Genomic DNA, 15,503 nt, shown 5'->3' with positions numbered 1-15,503 from the left:
GGCTCGCTCATCCTGGGGGAATGGTCGCCTTCAACCTCAGCAGCGCCTTCATCACCTTCTTCGCCGTGGTCGGTCCGCCCAAGGTGCTGCTGACCTACGCCCGGCTGAGCCGCTCCCGCAGCCACCGGGAGCTCGTCAGACTGCTGACGGTGAGCACCGCGCTGGCGGCGGGCGTCGGGGTGGTGATGGCCTTCCTGGCCGACCCGGTGACCGAGTTCTTCCACGTCAGCGACGAGTCGCTGCAACTGGCCGGTGGGGCGATCTTCTTCCTCTACGCCGTCGGCCTGGTGCTCGGGGTGCACTTCGGCGTCGAACCCTCCGACTACGAGGACCAGCTGAGCAGCCCGCTGGCCGAAGGCGTGCGGGAGCTGTCCCTGCCGTACATCGCCAGTCCCCTGGCGATCACCGCGGTGCTGGTGGAGTCGCTGGCCAAGGACACCTGGGACTGGCGGTTCACGGTGGCCGCCGCCTACCTGATGGTGGTCGCGATCAACGCGGTCAGCGTGCTGGTGCTGGCCCCGCTGCTGCGCCGCGCCCACCAGACCTCGCTGGAGGTGCTCTCCCGGCTGCTCGGTCTGCTGCTGGCCGCGGTCGGCGTGGAGCTCTTCCTCAACGGCCTGGAGGAGCTCGGCGTCCACCTCGCCGGCGGGAGGTCCTGAGCCGGGCTCAGGGCGGGGTGACCGGCCGCCAGGGCACCGGGGTGGAGAGGATCATGGAGCTGGTCGGCTGACCGTAGGGCGCGAACCGGTCGGTCAGCGCCTCGAACTCGGCCATCCCGGGGACGGCCACCAGCAGGACGCAGCAGGCCCCGCCGGTGACCCGGTGCAGTTGCAGCACCTCGGGCCACTGGGCCACCTCCGGGTCGCGCAGCAGACAGCGCGGGCCGTAGCACTGCACCTGGACCAGCGCCGTCACCGGCAGTCCGGCCCGGGAGAGGTCGACCTGCGCGTGGTAGCCGGCGATCACCCCGTCGGCCTCCAGCCGCCGCACCCGTTCGGCGACAGCCGGCGCCGACAGGCTGACCCGGCGGGACAATTCGTTGTAGGAGAGCCGGGCGTCGGCCTGCAATTCGGCGAGCAGTCGGCGGTCCAGCGCGTCCAGCGCCATCGGTCCCTCCAGGACGGTGAGCCGGTACCGGAGTGATCGGCAAGTCATCGGGGAAAACAGCTTGTGATCGCAAAGCGATGAGCGCGATCTGGTAGCCAGCGCCCATTCAAGACTGCCGGGAGCCGCCGCACAATAGTCCGCGCCTGCCACGAGAGGGAGCGAAATCATGGCCCAGTCCACCGTCCAGAAGCCGAAGCTGGCCTACGACGCCGACCCGGCCGCGGCGCACGGCGGCGCCACGCCCTACGAGGCCTACGCCCGCCTGGACGTGCTGCACACCCTGCAGCAGCCGCGAAGTACCGTCGACGCCGAGCTGTCGTTCATCATCACCACCCAGGTGATGGAGCTGCTCTTCGACCTGGTGCGCCACGAGTGGACGCTGACCCAGCAGGCGCTGCGCGCGGGCGACCTGCCGGCCGCTCGCGCCGCGCTGCGCCGGGGCGCGCTCACCCAGGACGTGCTGAACAGCTCCTGGGACCTGCTGGCCACGCTCTCCCCCGTGGAGTTCAGCGCCTTCCGGCCGCTGCTCGGCGAGGCCTCCGGGTTCCAGTCCTCGGCCTACCTCCTGCTGGAGTTCCTGCTCGGCAACAAGTCCGAGCGGCTGCTGGCGATGTACAACGGCGCGCCCGAGGTCCACGAGCAGCTCGCCGCCGCCCTGCACGGGCCGAGCCTCTACGACGAGGTGCTGGCGCTGCTGGCCCGCCGCGGCCTGCTGGCCGAGCCGCCGGTCCCCGGCACCGAGCGCTACCGGCCGGCCGAGGACGTGCAGGCCGCCTGGCGCACCGTCTACACCGACCCGGCCCACGCCGACCTGGTCGAACTGGCCGAGGCGCTGCTGGACACCGCCGAGCGGGTCACCCGCTGGCGGCAGCGCCACTACTCTTCGGTCAAGCGCACCATGGGGGACAAGTCGGGCACCGCGGGCTCCAGCGGACTGGCCTGGCTGAAGGCCGCCACCGAGCAGGACGTCTTTCCGGAGTTGTGGACCGTGCGAGGAGAGCTGTGAGCGACCCGAAGAGCCTGGCAGTCCCCACCACCCGTGAGCAGTGCGCGGCGCTGGACGCCGTCGACCCGTTGGGCCCGCTGCGCAAGGAGTTCACCCTGCCCGCCGAGGGCATCTACCTGGACGGCAACTCGCTCGGCGTGCTGCCGGTGCGCACCCCCGAGACGGTCCGCCGCACCGTCGAGCAGGAGTGGGGCCGGGGCCTGATCACCAGTTGGAACGCTGCCGGCTGGACCGAGCTGCCGCACACCCTCGGCGCCGGGATCGCGCGGCTGATCGGGGCCGGCGACGGAGAGGTGCTGGTCTGCGACGGCGTCTCGGTCAACCTCTTCAAGATCCTCACCGCGGCGCTGCGGATGCGCCCCGGACGGCACAAGGTGCTCGGCGAGCGGGACACCTTCCCGACCGACCTGTACATCGCCGAAGGCGTCACCGGACTCTTCGAGGGCACCCGCAGCGTGCTGCTCGACTCGCTGGACGACCTGGACGCCCAGCTCGACGACGACGTGGCCGCGGTGGTGCTCTCGCACGTCGACTACCGCACCGGCGTGCTGCTCGACATGGCCGGGATCACCGAACGGGTGCACCGCGCCGGGGCGTTGATGATCTGGGACCTGTGCCACTCGGCCGGGGCGCTGCCGATCGACCTGACCGCCTGCGGGGTGGACTTCGCGGTCGGCTGCACCTACAAGTACCTCAACGCCGGGCCGTGCGCACCCGGATTCCTCTACGCGGCGACCCGCCACCACGACGCCGTGCGGCAACCGCTGACCGGCTGGTTCGGACATTCCGAGCCGTTCGCGTTCCGGCCCGAGTACCAGCCGGCCGAGGGCATCACCCGGTTCATGACCAGCTTCCCACCGCTGCTGGCCCTGGCCGGGCTGCGGGCCACCCTGGAGATCTGGGACCAGGTGGACCTGGAGCAGGTGCGGACCAAGAGCCTGGCGCTGACCGAGCTGTTCATGGCGCGGCTCGCGGACCTGGAGATCGTCACCCCGGGGGAGCCCGAGCGGCGCGGCAGCCAGGTGGCGATCCGGCACCCGGACGGGTTCCCGGTGGTGCAGGCGCTGATCGAGCGCGGGGTGATCGGGGACTTCCGGGCACCCGACCTGATGCGCTTCGGCTTCACCCCGCTCTACACCTCGTACACCGACGCCTGGGACGCGGCCGAGGCGCTGCGCGAGGTGCTGGCGAGCGGTGAGTGGCGTGCGGAGCGGTTCCACCGGCGGGGCGCGGTGACCTGAGGGCCGTCCTTCGCACCTGGTGGGCCGTCGGTCGGCGGGCCACCGGGTGCGCGCGCGGCAGGTGCACCGGCGTCGACGGTGGCGGGCCACCAGGTGCTCCCGCGTCGGGGGCTCCCAGGTCGGGTGCTCCGCGTCAGCGATGGCGGGCGCGGCGCCGGGTCAGGCGCTGGCCGAGCAGCAGCGCCAACGCGCCACCGATCAGCAGGGTGCCGGCGGTGCCGAGCAGTGGACCGGCGCCGCCGGCGCCGGTGTCGGGGAGCCCGCCGCCCTGCGCGCTGGTGGTCGGGGCGGCGCCCCCGCGTTCCGGGGGCTCCTGGGCGACGGCCGCGGTGTCCGCGGCGCCGGCCGGCGGGGTGTCGGTGGGCGGCGGGCTCGGGGGCGGCGTGGGCGTCGGCATGGCGCTCGCTGTCCGGATGCGGGGCGGCGGGAACGTGGCCGCGGCCGCGGGCGCGAGCGCCGAGTTCGCGTCGCACTCCGGCAGGTCGCCCTCGAACGGCTGGGTGGACCACTCGTAGCCGCCGTCGCCGCTGGTCTGGTCGAGGCTCCCGGCGAGGTGGAGCCAGCCGGTGACGCCGGCGGCGGAGAGCGTGGTGGTGCCGTTGGGGTTGCCGGCCAGCACCGAACCCTGGAACCGGGCGCCGCCGATGGTGGCGACGCTGGCGGTCGGGAAGTTCCACAGCAGTTTGGACCGGAGGCGGGTGAGCGGGGCGCTCTGGTCGCCGGTGCGGCTGTAGGTGTTGATCAGCGCGTCGTCCGACAGCAGGTTGACGATCACCGTCGCGCCGACCGGGATGCCGGTGAACGCCAGGCCGATCCGGTCGCCGGTCGGACTCGCCAGGTTCCGGCCGACGTCGAAGACCTGGCGCGCGCTGGTCCCGTCACCGGTGAAGGTCACCTCGCTGTCGGTGACGGTGACCACGCCGGTGGTCTGCTGCCGGGCCGCGCAGTCGGAGACGGACTCGATGGTGGTGCGCAGCGGGGCGTACTGCTCGCGCACCCCGGTGTCGTGGACCGCCTGGCCCGTGGGCTCGACGACGACGGTGCCGCTCGTGGTGCCGCCGTAGCGCAGGTCGCCCCCGGCGATGCCGGTGGCCGGGGAGTCCGGGCCGGGGCCGATGAGGATGTCGTCGGTCGGCCGGGAGACCACGTCGCCGCCGACCGAGACGAGGTCGCCGCCGCCCGGTGGCGGCAGCCGGCTGCCTGCGCCGGCCGGGGAGACGCTGAAGGCGCCGCCACCGTTCCTGTCCACCGTGAGGTTGCCCAGCGCGACGACCGGGCCCGCCACCTCGGCTGCCCGTCCGGTCACGTCGTAGTCGCCGCCGACGAAGACGTTGATGCCGGCGTCCCGGCCGGTGGCTCCGCTGTCCAGCGGCGGCCAGGTCGACGGGCAGTCCGGTCCGGCGCACGGCACGGCCGGCACGGGCGGCGGCGGGAACGGCGCGCCCATCGCTCGGGGCGCCGGGAAGGCCAGCACGGCGACGGCGATCACCGCCGGCAGTGCGGACCTGCTCGCATGCCTCATACTCGCGCCTCCACGCATGACGGCCCCCGGCTGCAGAGGAAAAGGGCACACCGGACCATCCAACGCGCGGGGCGCGGCGCGGCCTTGGAAGCCATGCCGGACTTGCCCGCAAAAACGATCAAATGTCACCCGGACGAGTGACGCCAGGGCCGGGCCCGTGGACGGCGGAGGCGGGTGTTAGCGTGCCGGGCGGAGCCGTTTCCCCCGGACGGCCGCACCCACCGCACGAAAGCGACCCTTTCCATGGGCAAGTTCCTGTTGAGCCTGCACGTTCTGGCCGCCGTGATCGCCATCGGACCGGTGACGGTCGCGGCCACCATGTTCCCGCGCAAGGCCCGCGCCGCACTGGCCGACGGTCCCGAGGCGGCCGGGGAGGCCTCGGCGGTGCGCACCCTGAACCGGATCACCAAGGTCTACGCGGCGGGCGGCGTGCTGGTGCCGGTGCTGGGCATCGGCACCGCACAGGTGATGGGCGTCATGAGCAGCCCCTGGCTGATCGCCTCCCTGGTGCTCACCATCGTGGCGGCGCTGGTGCTGCTGGTGCTGGTGCTGCCGCCGCAGCAGGCGGTGATCGACACGCTGGCCGGGGATCCGCGGGCCGACGCCGGCAAGGCGCTGGGCGGGCTCAAGATGCTGGCCATGAGCACCGGGCTGTTCTCGCTGCTCTGGGCGGTGGTCACGGTGCTGATGGTGGTCCGGCCGGGCTCCACCACGCACGCCTGACGCGCCCCGGGCGCCCGGGTGACACCACCGCGCGCCCGAGGAGCACCACCGCCCGCGCGTCCGCGCGCCTGACGCACCTGTCGCGCCCAGCGCCTGAGCGCCTCAGCGCCTGGGCAGCACCACCCGAGCACCCGCGCGTTTGACGGCCCGCGCGACGATCACCGTCTCCATCCGGTCCACGCCGAGCGGGCCGAGCACCTCGGTGGTGAAGCGGTAGAGCGCGGCGTGGTCCGGGCAGAAGACGGCGGCCATCAGGTTGTGCGGGCCGCTGGTCGCCGCCACCCCGTGCACCTGCGGGTGGGCGGCCAGTGCCCTGCCGGCCGCCGCGAGTCGCTCGGGCGGCAGTGAGAGGTAGAGGTTGGCGTCCACGGCCATGCCGAGCAGCCGCGGGTCGACGGTCACATGGGTGCGCAACTGCCCGCCGGCGGCCAGCCGGTGCAGTCGCCGGCGCACCGTGGACTCGGGCGCGCCGACGGCGGTGGCCAGGGCGGCGGCCGAGCCTCGGGCGTCGTCGGCCAGGGCGGCCAGCAGTGCGCGGTCCAGCGGGTCCCCCTTGGGCGCGACCGGGGCCGGCGGCACCGGCGGCGGGGTGAGGGCGGCCGTCTCCTCGGGGGTGAGCAGACCGCCGTGCCACTGCGCGGCGTCCGCGAACAGGTGCAGCACCGCGTACACCGTGGTCTCGATGACCGCGCCGGTGACCGGAAGCCGGCGGTAGAGCAGACCGTCACGGCCGGCCTGGTCGCTGACCAGCACCGCGCCGACCTCCTGCCCGCCCAGCATCACGTCGACGAACGGCACGTCCGAGCGGGCCGCGAGCGCGTCGGCCACCGCGGCCACCCGGCCCTGCAGCACCCGGACCCGCAGCAGCAGCGCCCCGACCGCGTCGTCCACGGCCCGCGGCTGCAGCACCACCTTGACCACGCCGGTCTCCCGCAGCCGGACCAGCCGCCTGGTCACGGTGCGCACCGAGACGCCGAGTGCGGTGGCGATCCGGCCCGGCTCGGCCCGGCCGTCGAGCTGCAGGGCACAGACCAGTCGGCGGTCCAGGAGGTCCAAGGTGTCCGGATCCGCTGTTTCTGCTGCCATCTCTGTCCGATCTCCGTCACTTCCAGGGTGCTCTACGACGTGGTCGAGCGCGATCACGGTACTCCTTGTGCCGCACGGGAGAACTCAGGGAGCGGGACGGGAGCGGGACGATGGAGCAGAACGGGTTGTTGGACGGCGTGCTGGCGGCGGTGCGCGAGACCGGTGACTGGCTGGTCGAGCGCCACCGCGCCGAGCCGACGCCGGCCGCCGACCGCGCAGCGGCGTTCGCCGCCTTCACCGCGGTCGACGAGCCCGCGGCCGGCCTGCTGCGCGCGCGGCTGACCGCACTGCGCCCGGAAGCCGGCTGGCTGGACGCCGAGTTGACGGGCGAGGTGCCGGAGAGTGGCGAGTGGTGGGTGTGCGATGCCACCGATGGCGCGGTGCAGTACCTGCTGGGTCAGCCGCAGTGGGCGGTCACCGCCACCCTGCTGCGGGACGGCGAGGCGGTGCTGGCCGTGGTTCACGCACCCCGACTGGGCTTCAGCTACACGGCGTTGCGCGGGGTCGGCGCCTGGCTGGACGGCCGGCCGATCACCCCGTCCGCGCGGCAGCTGACCGCCGCCGTGGTCGCCACCAGCCAGCCGCCGGCGGTCGGTTCGGACCCGCGGGCGCTGCACCGGGCCGGCGCCTCGCTGAGCGCGGTGCTGGGCGGTGGCGTGATCGCCGTGCGCAACCTGGGGCCGACCGCGCTCCAGGTGGCCCAGGTGGGCTCCGGACACCTGGACGCCTTCTGGGAGTTCGGCCTGGACGCGCCCAACCTGCTGCCGGGCGCGCTGATCGCCGCCGAGGCCGGCGCCCTGGTCACCGACGAGCACGGGGCGCCCTGGCGCGCCTGTTCGACCGGCTTCCTCGCGGCCGGCCGCGTGCTGCATCCGGCACTGCTGGATCTGCTCAACTGAGATCAGTCGCAGGGTGGTTGGGGTCGTCAACCCGGACCAGGACGTCCGCGGTCTCGGCCGGCCTGACCTCATCCTGGTAGCGGGCGAAGGCGGGCAACGTCCACTGCTCGGCCTCAGGAGTGCGGCGGGCCAGCGCCTGGGGGGACATCAGCAGGTGCACCGTCAGGTCGAACGGGAACCACCGGCCGAGCAGCAGCGGCCCGTCCAGCAGCACCACGGTGCCGGGGACCAACTGCCGGTAGGGGCTGCGGGTGGCGCGATCGGTGCGCGGATCCCACAGGTCGGGCAGCACCTTGCCGGTGCCGCCCGGATCGAGCGGCGTGAACACCTCACGGAACAGCGCGTTGGTGTCCAGCCACAGGTCGAGGTAGGCGTCCGCGTCCTGGTGCCCGTACTCCAGTCGGATCGAGGCGGGGCGCAGGAACCCGGCCGCCCGGATCCGCTGCACCGCCCGACCGCGCAGCCGCAGCTCCTCGGCCAACGCCCCGGCCAGCCGGGCCGGTTCGGCCGCGCCCGCGCCGTCCACCGCGACCCTCGGCCACTGCCCGCCGTCGGCCGGAGTCAGCTGCTCGACCCGGTCGGCGAGTTGCTCGGTGAGCCGGGTCCAGGAGATCGGGTGCAGCCGCATGATGGGGCCCATGCTAGCCGTTCACCGTTCGGCTCGCGGCGGTGCGCCGACCTCCAGCAGCGTCTTTCCCACGGTGGCGCGGGACTCGATCGCGGCGTGCGCGGCGGCCGCCTCGGCCAACGGGAAGCGCTGGCCGATCACCGGGCGCAGCCGGCCGGCCGCCGCCTCGGCGAGCGCGTACTCGGTGGCGTCACGCAGGGCAGCCGGGGTGCGCTCACCGGTGACCAGGGCCACGCCCCGGGCCGCCGCGGTCCGCGCCGGGATCGCCGCCCACTCCCCACTGGCCAGCCCGTAACTCACCATCCGCCCGCCCGCGCCCAGCAGTTCGAAGGCGGCCCGGCCGATCGCACCGCCCACGCCGTCGAACACCGCGTCCACCGGGGCCACTTGGCCCGTCCAGTCGGCCTCCCGGTAGTCGACCACTTCATCCGCGCCCAACTCCCGGGCCAGTGCCAGCTTGCGCGGCCCGCCGGCCGCCGCCACCACCTCGGCACCCGCCGCCTTGGCCAACTGCACCAGCAGACTGCCCACCCCGCCGGCCGCGGCCTCCACCAGCACCCGCTCCCCCGCCGCCGGCCGCACCGCTCGCAGTTGGAGCACCGCCGTGCGCCCGTCCGCCAGCAGCGCCATCGCCTCGTCCAGGGCCAGGCCGTCCGGCACCTCGAACACCCCGGTGGCCGGTACCGCGACCCGTTCGGCATAACCGCCGCTGCCACCCGTACTGCTGACGACCCGTCGCCCGAGCAGCGCCGGGTCCGTCCCCGCCCCGACGGCCGTCACCGTCCCGGCCACCCCGTTGCCCGGGACCATCGGCAGCTCGCCCTTGAACGGCCCGGCCCCGGTGGCCCGGAACTGCGTCTCCACGAACGTGATGCCGGCGAACTCCACGGCCACCAGCACCTCGCCCGCCTCGGGCACCGGATCGGGAGCCGCACCGGGCACCAGCACGGAGGGGTCACCGAACTGCTCCAGCCAGATCGCGCGCATCAGCCTCAACTCCTTGATCGGCAGCCGTCTGCGGCCCATCCTGGTGCCTCAAGGAGACTTGAGGTCAAGGGCGCGCCGGGCATGGCGACCCGAGCACCGCTGCGGCGGTCAACCCTGCCGCCTCCCGAGGTGGTCGACGATGGCGGCGGTGTGCGCACTGCGGTCGCGGATCAGTTCGATGCTCGCCGCGATCACGTCGCCGTCGATCGGCTGGAACCAGGCCACTCCAGCCGGGATGGCGGTGACCGTCAGGTGGAACTCGGCGACTCGGAAGCCGGTTCGCCGACTGTGGTCGCGGATGGCGTCGGCCAGGAGCGGGCGCCGGTGGCCGGCAGTCGGCCTGCTCAGCTGTGCGAGGTCCCGTTTCCGGGCCGAGCTCCAGGCCAGGAGCGTGGTCGAGTTGCGGTGGATGACCGTGCCGAGCGGGCCGTCGAGGTCGAGGGCGATGCGGGACTCGTGCGTCGGTGACGCCGGTACGCGTTCCCACCACGCCCGCCACTGCCCGGCGATCACCGGATCGTCCCGCTCCTCCGGGAGGAGTGCCAGTGCCACGGGCGGGTCGACGGGGGGGCAGGCCGAGCGGGTCCGGGTAGCCGAAGGCATCGCGCACGGCGAGAGCGAGGGCCAGGTCGTGCGAGTAGTCCAGGGTGACCGACCAGGGGGTGCGCGGCGCTGCCGTCATCGGGTTCGCTCCTTCTCGGGTGCACCGGTGCTTGCGGTCCCGGGCGAGCAGGCTGCGCGGCTCGGCCCGGGCCCGTTCTACCAGGACGCGGGCGGCGCGGCCATGAGGTGGCGGCAACGGCCGATCCGGCAGCAGGGGCACGGCCGTTGGCCGCCCGGTCCGCAGCGGCCCCGCACCGCGTGGTCCGTGGACGGAGCCGGCCGACCCGGGCCGGCCGGCTCCTCGTGCGTCAGCCCGCCAGCTCGCTCAGCAGGCGCTGCTCCTCCTGAACGGCGAGCCCCTCAGTGCCGGCGGCCGGGCCGCCCCGGGCGGTGTCCCAGGCGAGGGTGTCGGCCAGGGTCCGTGCGAGCGGACGCAGGGCCAGTCCGGCGGCGAGGGCCCGCGAGACGTCCACCCGGTTGATGGCCGCGCAGGCCGGATCGGCGATCCACATCGGGACCCCCATCCAGGGGTCGAGCCCTGCCGCGAGCAGCCGGTCGCTCGGGATCCACACCGGCTCGGCCACGGCCCGGGTGACGGCGTGGCAGGCCTCGAAGAACGCGCCGAACGGCATGGACCGGCCCGTGGTGTTGTAGACGCCGCCGAGCCCGGACCGAACGCAGCCGAGGATCCAGTCGGCGAGGTCGCGGACATCGATGAACTGGGCGGCGTCCGCGGGGTCGCCGGGGAGCAGGATCCGGCCGCCGCGCGCGAAGCGGCGGGGCCAGTAGGCGAAGCGGTCCGTGGGGTCGTGCGGGCCGACGATCATGCCCGGGCGGACGATCGTGGCCTGCCGCTCGAAGGCGTCCAGCACGAGCTGCTCGCAGGCGGCTTTGCGTGCTCCGTACACCTGGTGGGCCGGCAGGTCCGCGCGCAGCCGGAGCACCTCGCCGTCCTCGTCCTGCGGGGTGCTCTGGTCGGCCAGCACGGACAGGGACGAGACGAAGACGTACCGCCCCACCCGGCCGTGGAGCGCGTCGACGGAGCGTGCCACCACCCGGGGTTCGTAGCCGGCGACGTCCACGACGGCGTCCCAGCGGCCGTCGGCCAGACCGGCGAGGTCCTCGGTGCGGTCCCCGATGACGGTTCGCACCCGGGGAAAGAGGCCGGGGTTGGTGCGGCCGCGGTTGAACAAGGTCACCTGGTGGCCGTCGGCGAGCGCGGCCTCGACGACGGCGCGGCCGAGGAAGCGGGTGCCGCCGAGGATGAGCAGGTTCAGTGGTCGATCGGTGTTGCCGTACACGGTGTGCGACTCCGGAGTCGATGGTCGTGGCCCGGGTCGCGGGCGGCTGGGAGCCGCTGTGATCGGCTCAGCCGGCGACCCGGATGAGGGCATGGCGAAGCTCGTTCACGGCACCCATGACCCTCACCTCACCCTCGACGAACGTCGGTGCGCAGCGTACCGCGGGGCCGTCGCCCAGTCACTCGACGACGTCCCGCTGTGCCGCCGTCACCACGTGCCGCAGCACCTCCAGGTCCATCGCCGTCAGCTGGAGGTTGACGGCCTGCCCGATCCACACGGTGCTGGTCGCCTTCAGCGAGCGGGCGGTCGCCGTGAGGGGGATGTTCGCCGGCTCGGTCAGCTCGTACGGCGCGGGGATCGTCTGGACCGCGCGACCCTGACGCCATCTCAACACGGGCTGCCCACCGGTCGGGGCCTCGAACAGCAGAATGCCCAGTGCCGGGCGCGGCCCGTCGATCCGCACCGCTCGCGCCCACAGCACCGTTCCGTCGGCCAGGGCGCCGATGTCGGCCCGCGCCGAGCGCGCCGGGATGGCTCCGAGGGCGACCAGCAGCCGGTCCACCCGCCGCCGCATCATCGCCGAGGTGGGCTGTGCGCCTGCCACCCGCTGCTGCATCCGGCGCGGCAGTACCGCCAGCACGGTGCTCAGGACCAGCAAGCCGGCGACGAACTCGACGAGCGTCAGCAGCAGCCGGCCGCCGTCGCCCAGTCCGAAGACGTTCCCCACCAGGGTCCCCACGACGAGCAACGCAAGGACGACGGCGTAACCCGAGACGATCAGCAATCTCACAGCAGCGACTCCCATTCAGTGTTCACGGCCAGGCAGGCAACCGAGAGCGTAGGGGGCACCGGCGTCCGGCCACCATTGGCCCACGTCCTGATCACACCGCCCGCGTCTCGTCTCCCGGTCCCGCCCCCGCGGCAACCGCCCGCGCCGCCGCTTGAGCCGCTGCTTGTACCGCCGCTTGGGCCGCTGCTTGGGCCGCCGCTTCTGCGCGGGCGTCCAACTCGGGTCCCCGACCCCTGAGTTGCTGCACGGTCTCGGTGGCCGCCAGCGCCAGCAGGCCTGGCAGCAGGTCGATGCTGCGCCGCGCCACCCACGCCGTGCCCCGGGTGGCCAGCCACCACAGGTCGGCCCAGCGTCCGGGAGCCGGCGGGGCCAGCACCGCGGCGGGCGGCGGGCCCACCGGGTGGCCGGTGGCGGCGAGGCGGGCGTGGAACTCGCGGGCGATCAGCAGATGCCCGCTGGGGCTGGGGTGCAACCGGTCGGCGCTGAGCAGCGGCCGGTCGCGCAGCCAGGGCAGCTCGGCCAGGTGCAGGTGGATGGCGCGGTATCGGCGTGAGAGCTCGTGCACCACGGTGTTGACGGCTGCCATCCGCCGGGCGAGCGGGCGGGCCAACGGCCCGGGCAGCCGGAGCATGAGGCCCGGATCGGGCAGGCAGGCGGTGAGCAACACGGCTCCGACGGCGGCGAGTTCGCGCAGCACGGTGTCCAGGTCGGCCGCCGTGCGCGCGATGTCGAAGTCGGCCCGCAGGGTGTCGTTGCCGCCCGCCACCACCGCCACCAGATGCGGCCGCATCGCCAGTGCGGCCGGGAGTTGCCGGTTGACCAGGTCGGCGGTGCGAGCACCGCTGACCGCCAGGTTGTGGTGCAGCACCTGTGCCGGGTCGGCCGCCAGCGCGGGGGCCAGCAGGGCCGGCCAGCCCCGCCAGCCGGACCCGACCGGGGCGCCGACCCCCTCAGTGACCGAGTCGCCGAGGGCGGCGAAGCGAACGATCTCGACCGGCGCGGCCGCGACTGCGGGCGCGGAGTGGGTGGGTGCGGTCATGGCGTACTCCTGACGCTGTGCGCTCCGCTCCGTTCATGAACGGCCAGGAACGCCGCGACCGCCGCGTCCCAGCTGTACCGCTCGGCCCGTGCCCGGGCCGCGGCGCGCCGCCGGTCCTCGGGGCGGGCCAGCAACTCCCGGACCGCTGCGGCGAATCCTGCTCCTGTGTCGGCGGCCACCGCGCCCGCGTCGGCCACGATGCCGGGCAGTGCCGAGGAACGGCTGACCGCCACCGGGGTGCCGCAGGCCAGTGCCTCCAGCGCGGCGAGCCCGAAGGTCTCGATCGGCCCGGGCGCCAGCGCCACGTCGGCCGAGGCCAACAGGGCGCTCAACTCGGCCCGTTCGGCGATGTGGCCGAGGAACCGCACCGGCAGCCGCTCCCGTCCCGCGCGCCGGCGCAGTCGCTCGGCCAACGGACCCGTGCCGGCCACCACCAGGACGGCGTCCAGTCCGGTGCGGCGGAGCTCGGCCAGTGCGTCCAGGGCCCGCCCCGGGCGCTTCTCCGCCGAGAGTCGCGAGCAGAGCACCAGCATGACTTGATGTTCCGTCACGAACCTCTCGCGGACGGCCTGGTCGTGGCGCCAGGGGTGCAGCTGGGCCAGGTCCACACCGAGCGGCGCCTGCACCAGCTGCTCGACGCCGAGCCGGCGGAACTCCTCGGCGGCCCAGTCGGTGGTGCAGATCACGGTGTCATAGGCCCGCGCGGTGCGGTGGTTGAGCCGGTCGGCGAGCACCCGGGCGGCGGGCCGGGGCAGTCCCCGGGTGCGGAGCAGGCCGGTGGCGCTCTCGTGCGAGACCATCGCTGCGGGCACCCCGTTGCGCCGGGCCCAACTGCCGGTCCAGCGAAGCGTGGTGCGGTCGGAGACCTCCAGCCGGTCGGGGGCCAGCCGGTGCAGCAGCCGGGTGACCGCGGTCCGGTCGGTGAGCAGCCGGTAGCCGCCACTGGTCGGCAGCACCGGGCCGGGGAGGGTCACCACTCGGCCCTGCTCGGTGAGTTCGTCCCGATGCTCGCGGCCGGGCACCACCAGCACCGGTTCGTGTCCGGCGGCCAGATAGCCCGCGCCGAGGTGGCGCAGCGCGGTACGCAGGCCGCCGGACACCGGGGTGACGAAGTTGGCCAGCCGGACGATGCGCAGCGCGGAGCTCATACCGCCTGCTCCTCGACCGGAGCCACCGGAGCGACCGGACCCGCGGGGACGACCGGGACGACCGGGACGACCGGGACGACCGGGGCAACCGGGGCGACTCGGATCGCAGGCTCACCGGCGGGCTCGGTGACGGGCGGCGTGGCTGCACCGGACCGCACGGAAGCCGGCAGCCCCGCGTCGTAGCGCACCGCCGTGCCGCGGTGCTCCGCCACCGCCTCCGCGTAGTGACGCAACAGCAGGTCCCCCATCGCCTCCCAGGTGCGCGCGGTCACGTCGGCCCGGCCGGCCCGGCCGTAGGCGGCGCGGCGCTGCGGATCGGCGGCGAGCTCGGCGACCGCCCCGGTGACGGCGCGCTGGTCGCGCGGGGCGACCAGGAGGCCGGTGCGGCGGTGCCCGATCAGGTCGAGCGGCCCGCCGGCGGCCGGGCCGACCACCGCGACGCCGCTGGCCATCGCCTCCTGGATGGTCTGGCAGAAGGTCTCCAGCGGGCCGGTGTGCACGAACAGGTCGAGGGTGGCGTAGCAGCGGGCCAGTTCCTCGCCGGTGCGCCGGCCCAGGAAGACCGCACCGGGCAGTTGCTCGCGCAGCGCGCCGGCGCTCGGGCCGTCGCCGATCACCACCAGCCGCACGCCGGGCAGTGCGGCCACTCCGGCGAGCAGGTCGACCCGCTTCTCCGGGGCGAGCCGGCCGACGAAGCCGACCAGCACCTCGCCGCCGGGGGCGAGCGCGCGGTGCAGCGCCTGATCGCGATGGCGCGGGTGGAAACGCAGCGAATCGACCCCGCGCGGCCACAGGTGGACGCGCGGGACGCCGTGCGCGGTGAGGTCCTGGGCGGCGGGGGTGGACGGTGCCAGGGTGCGGGTGGCAGCCCGGTGGATGGTCCGGATCCGCTGCCAGGCGACTCCGGCGCCCAGGCCGCCACCGATCCGGTACGCCTGGGCGTAGCCGGCCAGGTCGGTCTGGTAGACGGCCACGCTGGGCAGGCCGAGCCGGGTGGCCTCCGTCGCGCCTCTGGCGCCGAGGACGAAGGGACTGGCGAGGTGGACGAGCTCGGGTCGGTGGGCGGCCAGCGCCGCACCCAGTCGGGGGCTCGGCAGGGCGAGCCGCACCTGCGGATAGCCGGGCAGCGGGACGGAGGGGATCCGCACCACCGGCAGTTCGGCGACCTCCGGACCGAAGGTGTGCTCCGGGCTGCTGGAGCCGCGGGCCGGGGCCGGGGTGATGACCAGGGGCTGGTGGCCGCGCCGCACCAGGTGCTCGGCGGTGCGCAGCACGCTGTGGGCGACGCCGTTGACTTCCGGCGGAAAGGACTCGGTGACGATGGCGACTCGCATGCCTCGGTTGTTGCCGTGCTGGGCGTGCGCCGGGCCAAAGGGATCTGTCGAACAGACGAACTGCTGCCAGCGCTTTATCTCTCTCTTAC

Annotated in this window: 15 protein-coding genes and 1 pseudogene; 5 read left to right on the top strand and 11 right to left on the bottom strand. The window is 74.3% G+C overall.

Going from position 1 to position 15,503, the window contains the following annotated elements:
* Positions 1-20 precede the first annotated feature (20 nt).
* On the top strand, positions 21-659 hold the full coding sequence (locus tag LN042_RS28865) for a MarC family protein (RefSeq protein ID WP_230054348.1): 639 nt from the start codon (positions 21-23) through the stop codon (positions 657-659).
* A gap of 7 nt (positions 660-666) precedes the next feature.
* On the opposite strand, the gene LN042_RS28860 is transcribed toward LN042_RS28865, so the two are convergent.
* On the bottom strand, positions 667-1,107 hold the full coding sequence (locus tag LN042_RS28860; protein WP_230054347.1) for an Lrp/AsnC family transcriptional regulator: 441 nt from the start codon (positions 1,105-1,107) through the stop codon (positions 667-669).
* A gap of 166 nt (positions 1,108-1,273) precedes the next feature.
* On the opposite strand from LN042_RS28860, the gene LN042_RS28855 reads away from it, so the two are divergent.
* A complete protein-coding gene (locus tag LN042_RS28855; protein ID WP_230054346.1) occupies positions 1,274-2,113 on the top strand; it encodes a tryptophan 2,3-dioxygenase in 840 nt (279 codons plus the stop codon).
* Entirely contained in the window at positions 2,110-3,354 is a 1,245-nt protein-coding gene (gene kynU / locus LN042_RS28850) for a kynureninase (RefSeq protein ID WP_230054345.1), read from the top strand. The genes LN042_RS28855 and kynU overlap by 4 nt, the downstream gene beginning before the upstream one ends.
* 133 nt (positions 3,355-3,487) lie before the next feature.
* On the opposite strand, the gene LN042_RS28845 is transcribed toward kynU, so the two are convergent.
* On the bottom strand, positions 3,488-4,876 hold the full coding sequence (locus tag LN042_RS28845) for a choice-of-anchor A family protein (RefSeq protein WP_230054344.1): 1,389 nt from the start codon (positions 4,874-4,876) through the stop codon (positions 3,488-3,490).
* A gap of 243 nt (positions 4,877-5,119) precedes the next feature.
* Here LN042_RS28845 and LN042_RS28840 point away from each other — a divergent pair, with 243 nt between their 5' ends.
* Positions 5,120-5,599, top strand: a complete 480-nt coding sequence (locus LN042_RS28840; RefSeq protein ID WP_230054343.1) for a DUF2269 family protein — start codon at positions 5,120-5,122, stop codon at positions 5,597-5,599.
* 102 nt (positions 5,600-5,701) lie between these two features.
* On the opposite strand, the gene LN042_RS28835 is transcribed toward LN042_RS28840, so the two are convergent.
* On the bottom strand, positions 5,702-6,685 hold the full coding sequence (locus LN042_RS28835) for an Lrp/AsnC family transcriptional regulator (protein WP_230054342.1): 984 nt from the start codon (positions 6,683-6,685) through the stop codon (positions 5,702-5,704).
* Between the two features lie 110 nt (positions 6,686-6,795).
* Here LN042_RS28835 and LN042_RS28830 point away from each other — a divergent pair, with 110 nt between their 5' ends.
* Positions 6,796-7,584 (top strand): inositol monophosphatase family protein, encoded by a 789-nt coding sequence (locus LN042_RS28830; RefSeq protein ID WP_230054341.1) that lies wholly within the window; start codon positions 6,796-6,798, stop codon positions 7,582-7,584.
* On the opposite strand, the gene LN042_RS28825 is transcribed toward LN042_RS28830, so the two are convergent.
* From LN042_RS28825 to LN042_RS28790, 8 genes and pseudogenes are all read right to left on the bottom strand, one after another.
* Positions 7,577-8,212, bottom strand: a complete 636-nt coding sequence (locus LN042_RS28825; protein WP_230054340.1) for a nucleoside/nucleotide kinase family protein — start codon at positions 8,210-8,212, stop codon at positions 7,577-7,579. The genes LN042_RS28830 and LN042_RS28825 overlap by 8 nt on opposite strands.
* A gap of 21 nt (positions 8,213-8,233) precedes the next feature.
* Positions 8,234-9,199: a zinc-binding dehydrogenase gene (locus LN042_RS28820; protein WP_230054339.1), complete on the bottom strand. Its 966-nt coding sequence runs from the start codon at positions 9,197-9,199 to the stop codon at positions 8,234-8,236.
* A 108-nt stretch (positions 9,200-9,307) separates the two neighbouring features.
* Positions 9,308-9,751, bottom strand: a complete 444-nt coding sequence (locus LN042_RS28815) for a hypothetical protein (RefSeq protein ID WP_230054338.1) — start codon at positions 9,749-9,751, stop codon at positions 9,308-9,310.
* A gap of 359 nt (positions 9,752-10,110) precedes the next feature.
* Entirely contained in the window at positions 10,111-11,103 is a 993-nt protein-coding gene (locus tag LN042_RS28810; RefSeq protein WP_230054337.1) for an NAD-dependent epimerase/dehydratase family protein, read from the bottom strand.
* Between the two features lie 178 nt (positions 11,104-11,281).
* The gene (locus LN042_RS28805; protein ID WP_230054336.1) at positions 11,282-11,893 is read right to left on the bottom strand and encodes a hypothetical protein; all 612 of its coding nucleotides are present in this window, start codon (positions 11,891-11,893) and stop codon (positions 11,282-11,284) included.
* 91 nt (positions 11,894-11,984) lie between these two features.
* Positions 11,985-12,932: an SGNH/GDSL hydrolase family protein gene (locus tag LN042_RS28800; protein ID WP_230054335.1), complete on the bottom strand. Its 948-nt coding sequence runs from the start codon at positions 12,930-12,932 to the stop codon at positions 11,985-11,987.
* Positions 12,929-14,080 carry a glycosyltransferase gene (locus LN042_RS28795; RefSeq protein ID WP_230054334.1) on the bottom strand — a complete coding sequence of 384 codons (1,152 nt, stop codon included), beginning with the start codon at positions 14,078-14,080 and terminating at the stop codon, positions 12,929-12,931. Before LN042_RS28795 ends, LN042_RS28800 begins: the two co-directional genes overlap by 4 nt.
* A 188-nt stretch (positions 14,081-14,268) precedes the next feature.
* Positions 14,269-15,414: pseudogene (locus tag LN042_RS28790) on the bottom strand (glycosyltransferase family 4 protein); the annotation flags it as partial.
* Positions 15,415-15,503 lie beyond the last annotated feature (89 nt).

The organism is Kitasatospora humi, from assembly GCF_020907985.1.
GTDB classification, from domain to species: Bacteria; Actinomycetota; Actinomycetes; order Streptomycetales; family Streptomycetaceae; genus Kitasatospora; species Kitasatospora humi.
The sequence above is the reverse complement of the archived record's forward strand: the minus strand, read 5'-3'. Positions and strand labels throughout refer to the sequence as shown.

What these genes read in the sequence shown, in the direction of transcription:
- LN042_RS28835 (WP_230054342.1), bottom strand. Translation starts at nt 6,685, where the DNA reads ATGGCAGCAGAAACAGCGGATCCGGACACCTTGGACCTCCTGGACCGC.
- LN042_RS28865 (WP_230054348.1), top strand. Translation starts at nt 21, where the DNA reads ATGGTCGCCTTCAACCTCAGCAGCGCCTTCATCACCTTCTTCGCCGTG.
- LN042_RS28825 (WP_230054340.1), bottom strand. Translation starts at nt 8,212, where the DNA reads ATGCGGCTGCACCCGATCTCCTGGACCCGGCTCACCGAGCAACTCGCC.
- LN042_RS28840 (WP_230054343.1), top strand. Translation starts at nt 5,120, where the DNA reads ATGGGCAAGTTCCTGTTGAGCCTGCACGTTCTGGCCGCCGTGATCGCC.
- LN042_RS28820 (WP_230054339.1), bottom strand. Translation starts at nt 9,199, where the DNA reads ATGCGCGCGATCTGGCTGGAGCAGTTCGGTGACCCCTCCGTGCTGGTG.
- LN042_RS28860 (WP_230054347.1), bottom strand. Translation starts at nt 1,107, where the DNA reads ATGGCGCTGGACGCGCTGGACCGCCGACTGCTCGCCGAATTGCAGGCC.
- LN042_RS28830 (WP_230054341.1), top strand. Translation starts at nt 6,796, where the DNA reads ATGGAGCAGAACGGGTTGTTGGACGGCGTGCTGGCGGCGGTGCGCGAG.
- LN042_RS28800 (WP_230054335.1), bottom strand. Translation starts at nt 12,932, where the DNA reads ATGACCGCACCCACCCACTCCGCGCCCGCAGTCGCGGCCGCGCCGGTC.
- LN042_RS28845 (WP_230054344.1), bottom strand. Translation starts at nt 4,876, where the DNA reads ATGAGGCATGCGAGCAGGTCCGCACTGCCGGCGGTGATCGCCGTCGCC.
- LN042_RS28795 (WP_230054334.1), bottom strand. Translation starts at nt 14,080, where the DNA reads ATGAGCTCCGCGCTGCGCATCGTCCGGCTGGCCAACTTCGTCACCCCG.
- LN042_RS28855 (WP_230054346.1), top strand. Translation starts at nt 1,274, where the DNA reads ATGGCCCAGTCCACCGTCCAGAAGCCGAAGCTGGCCTACGACGCCGAC.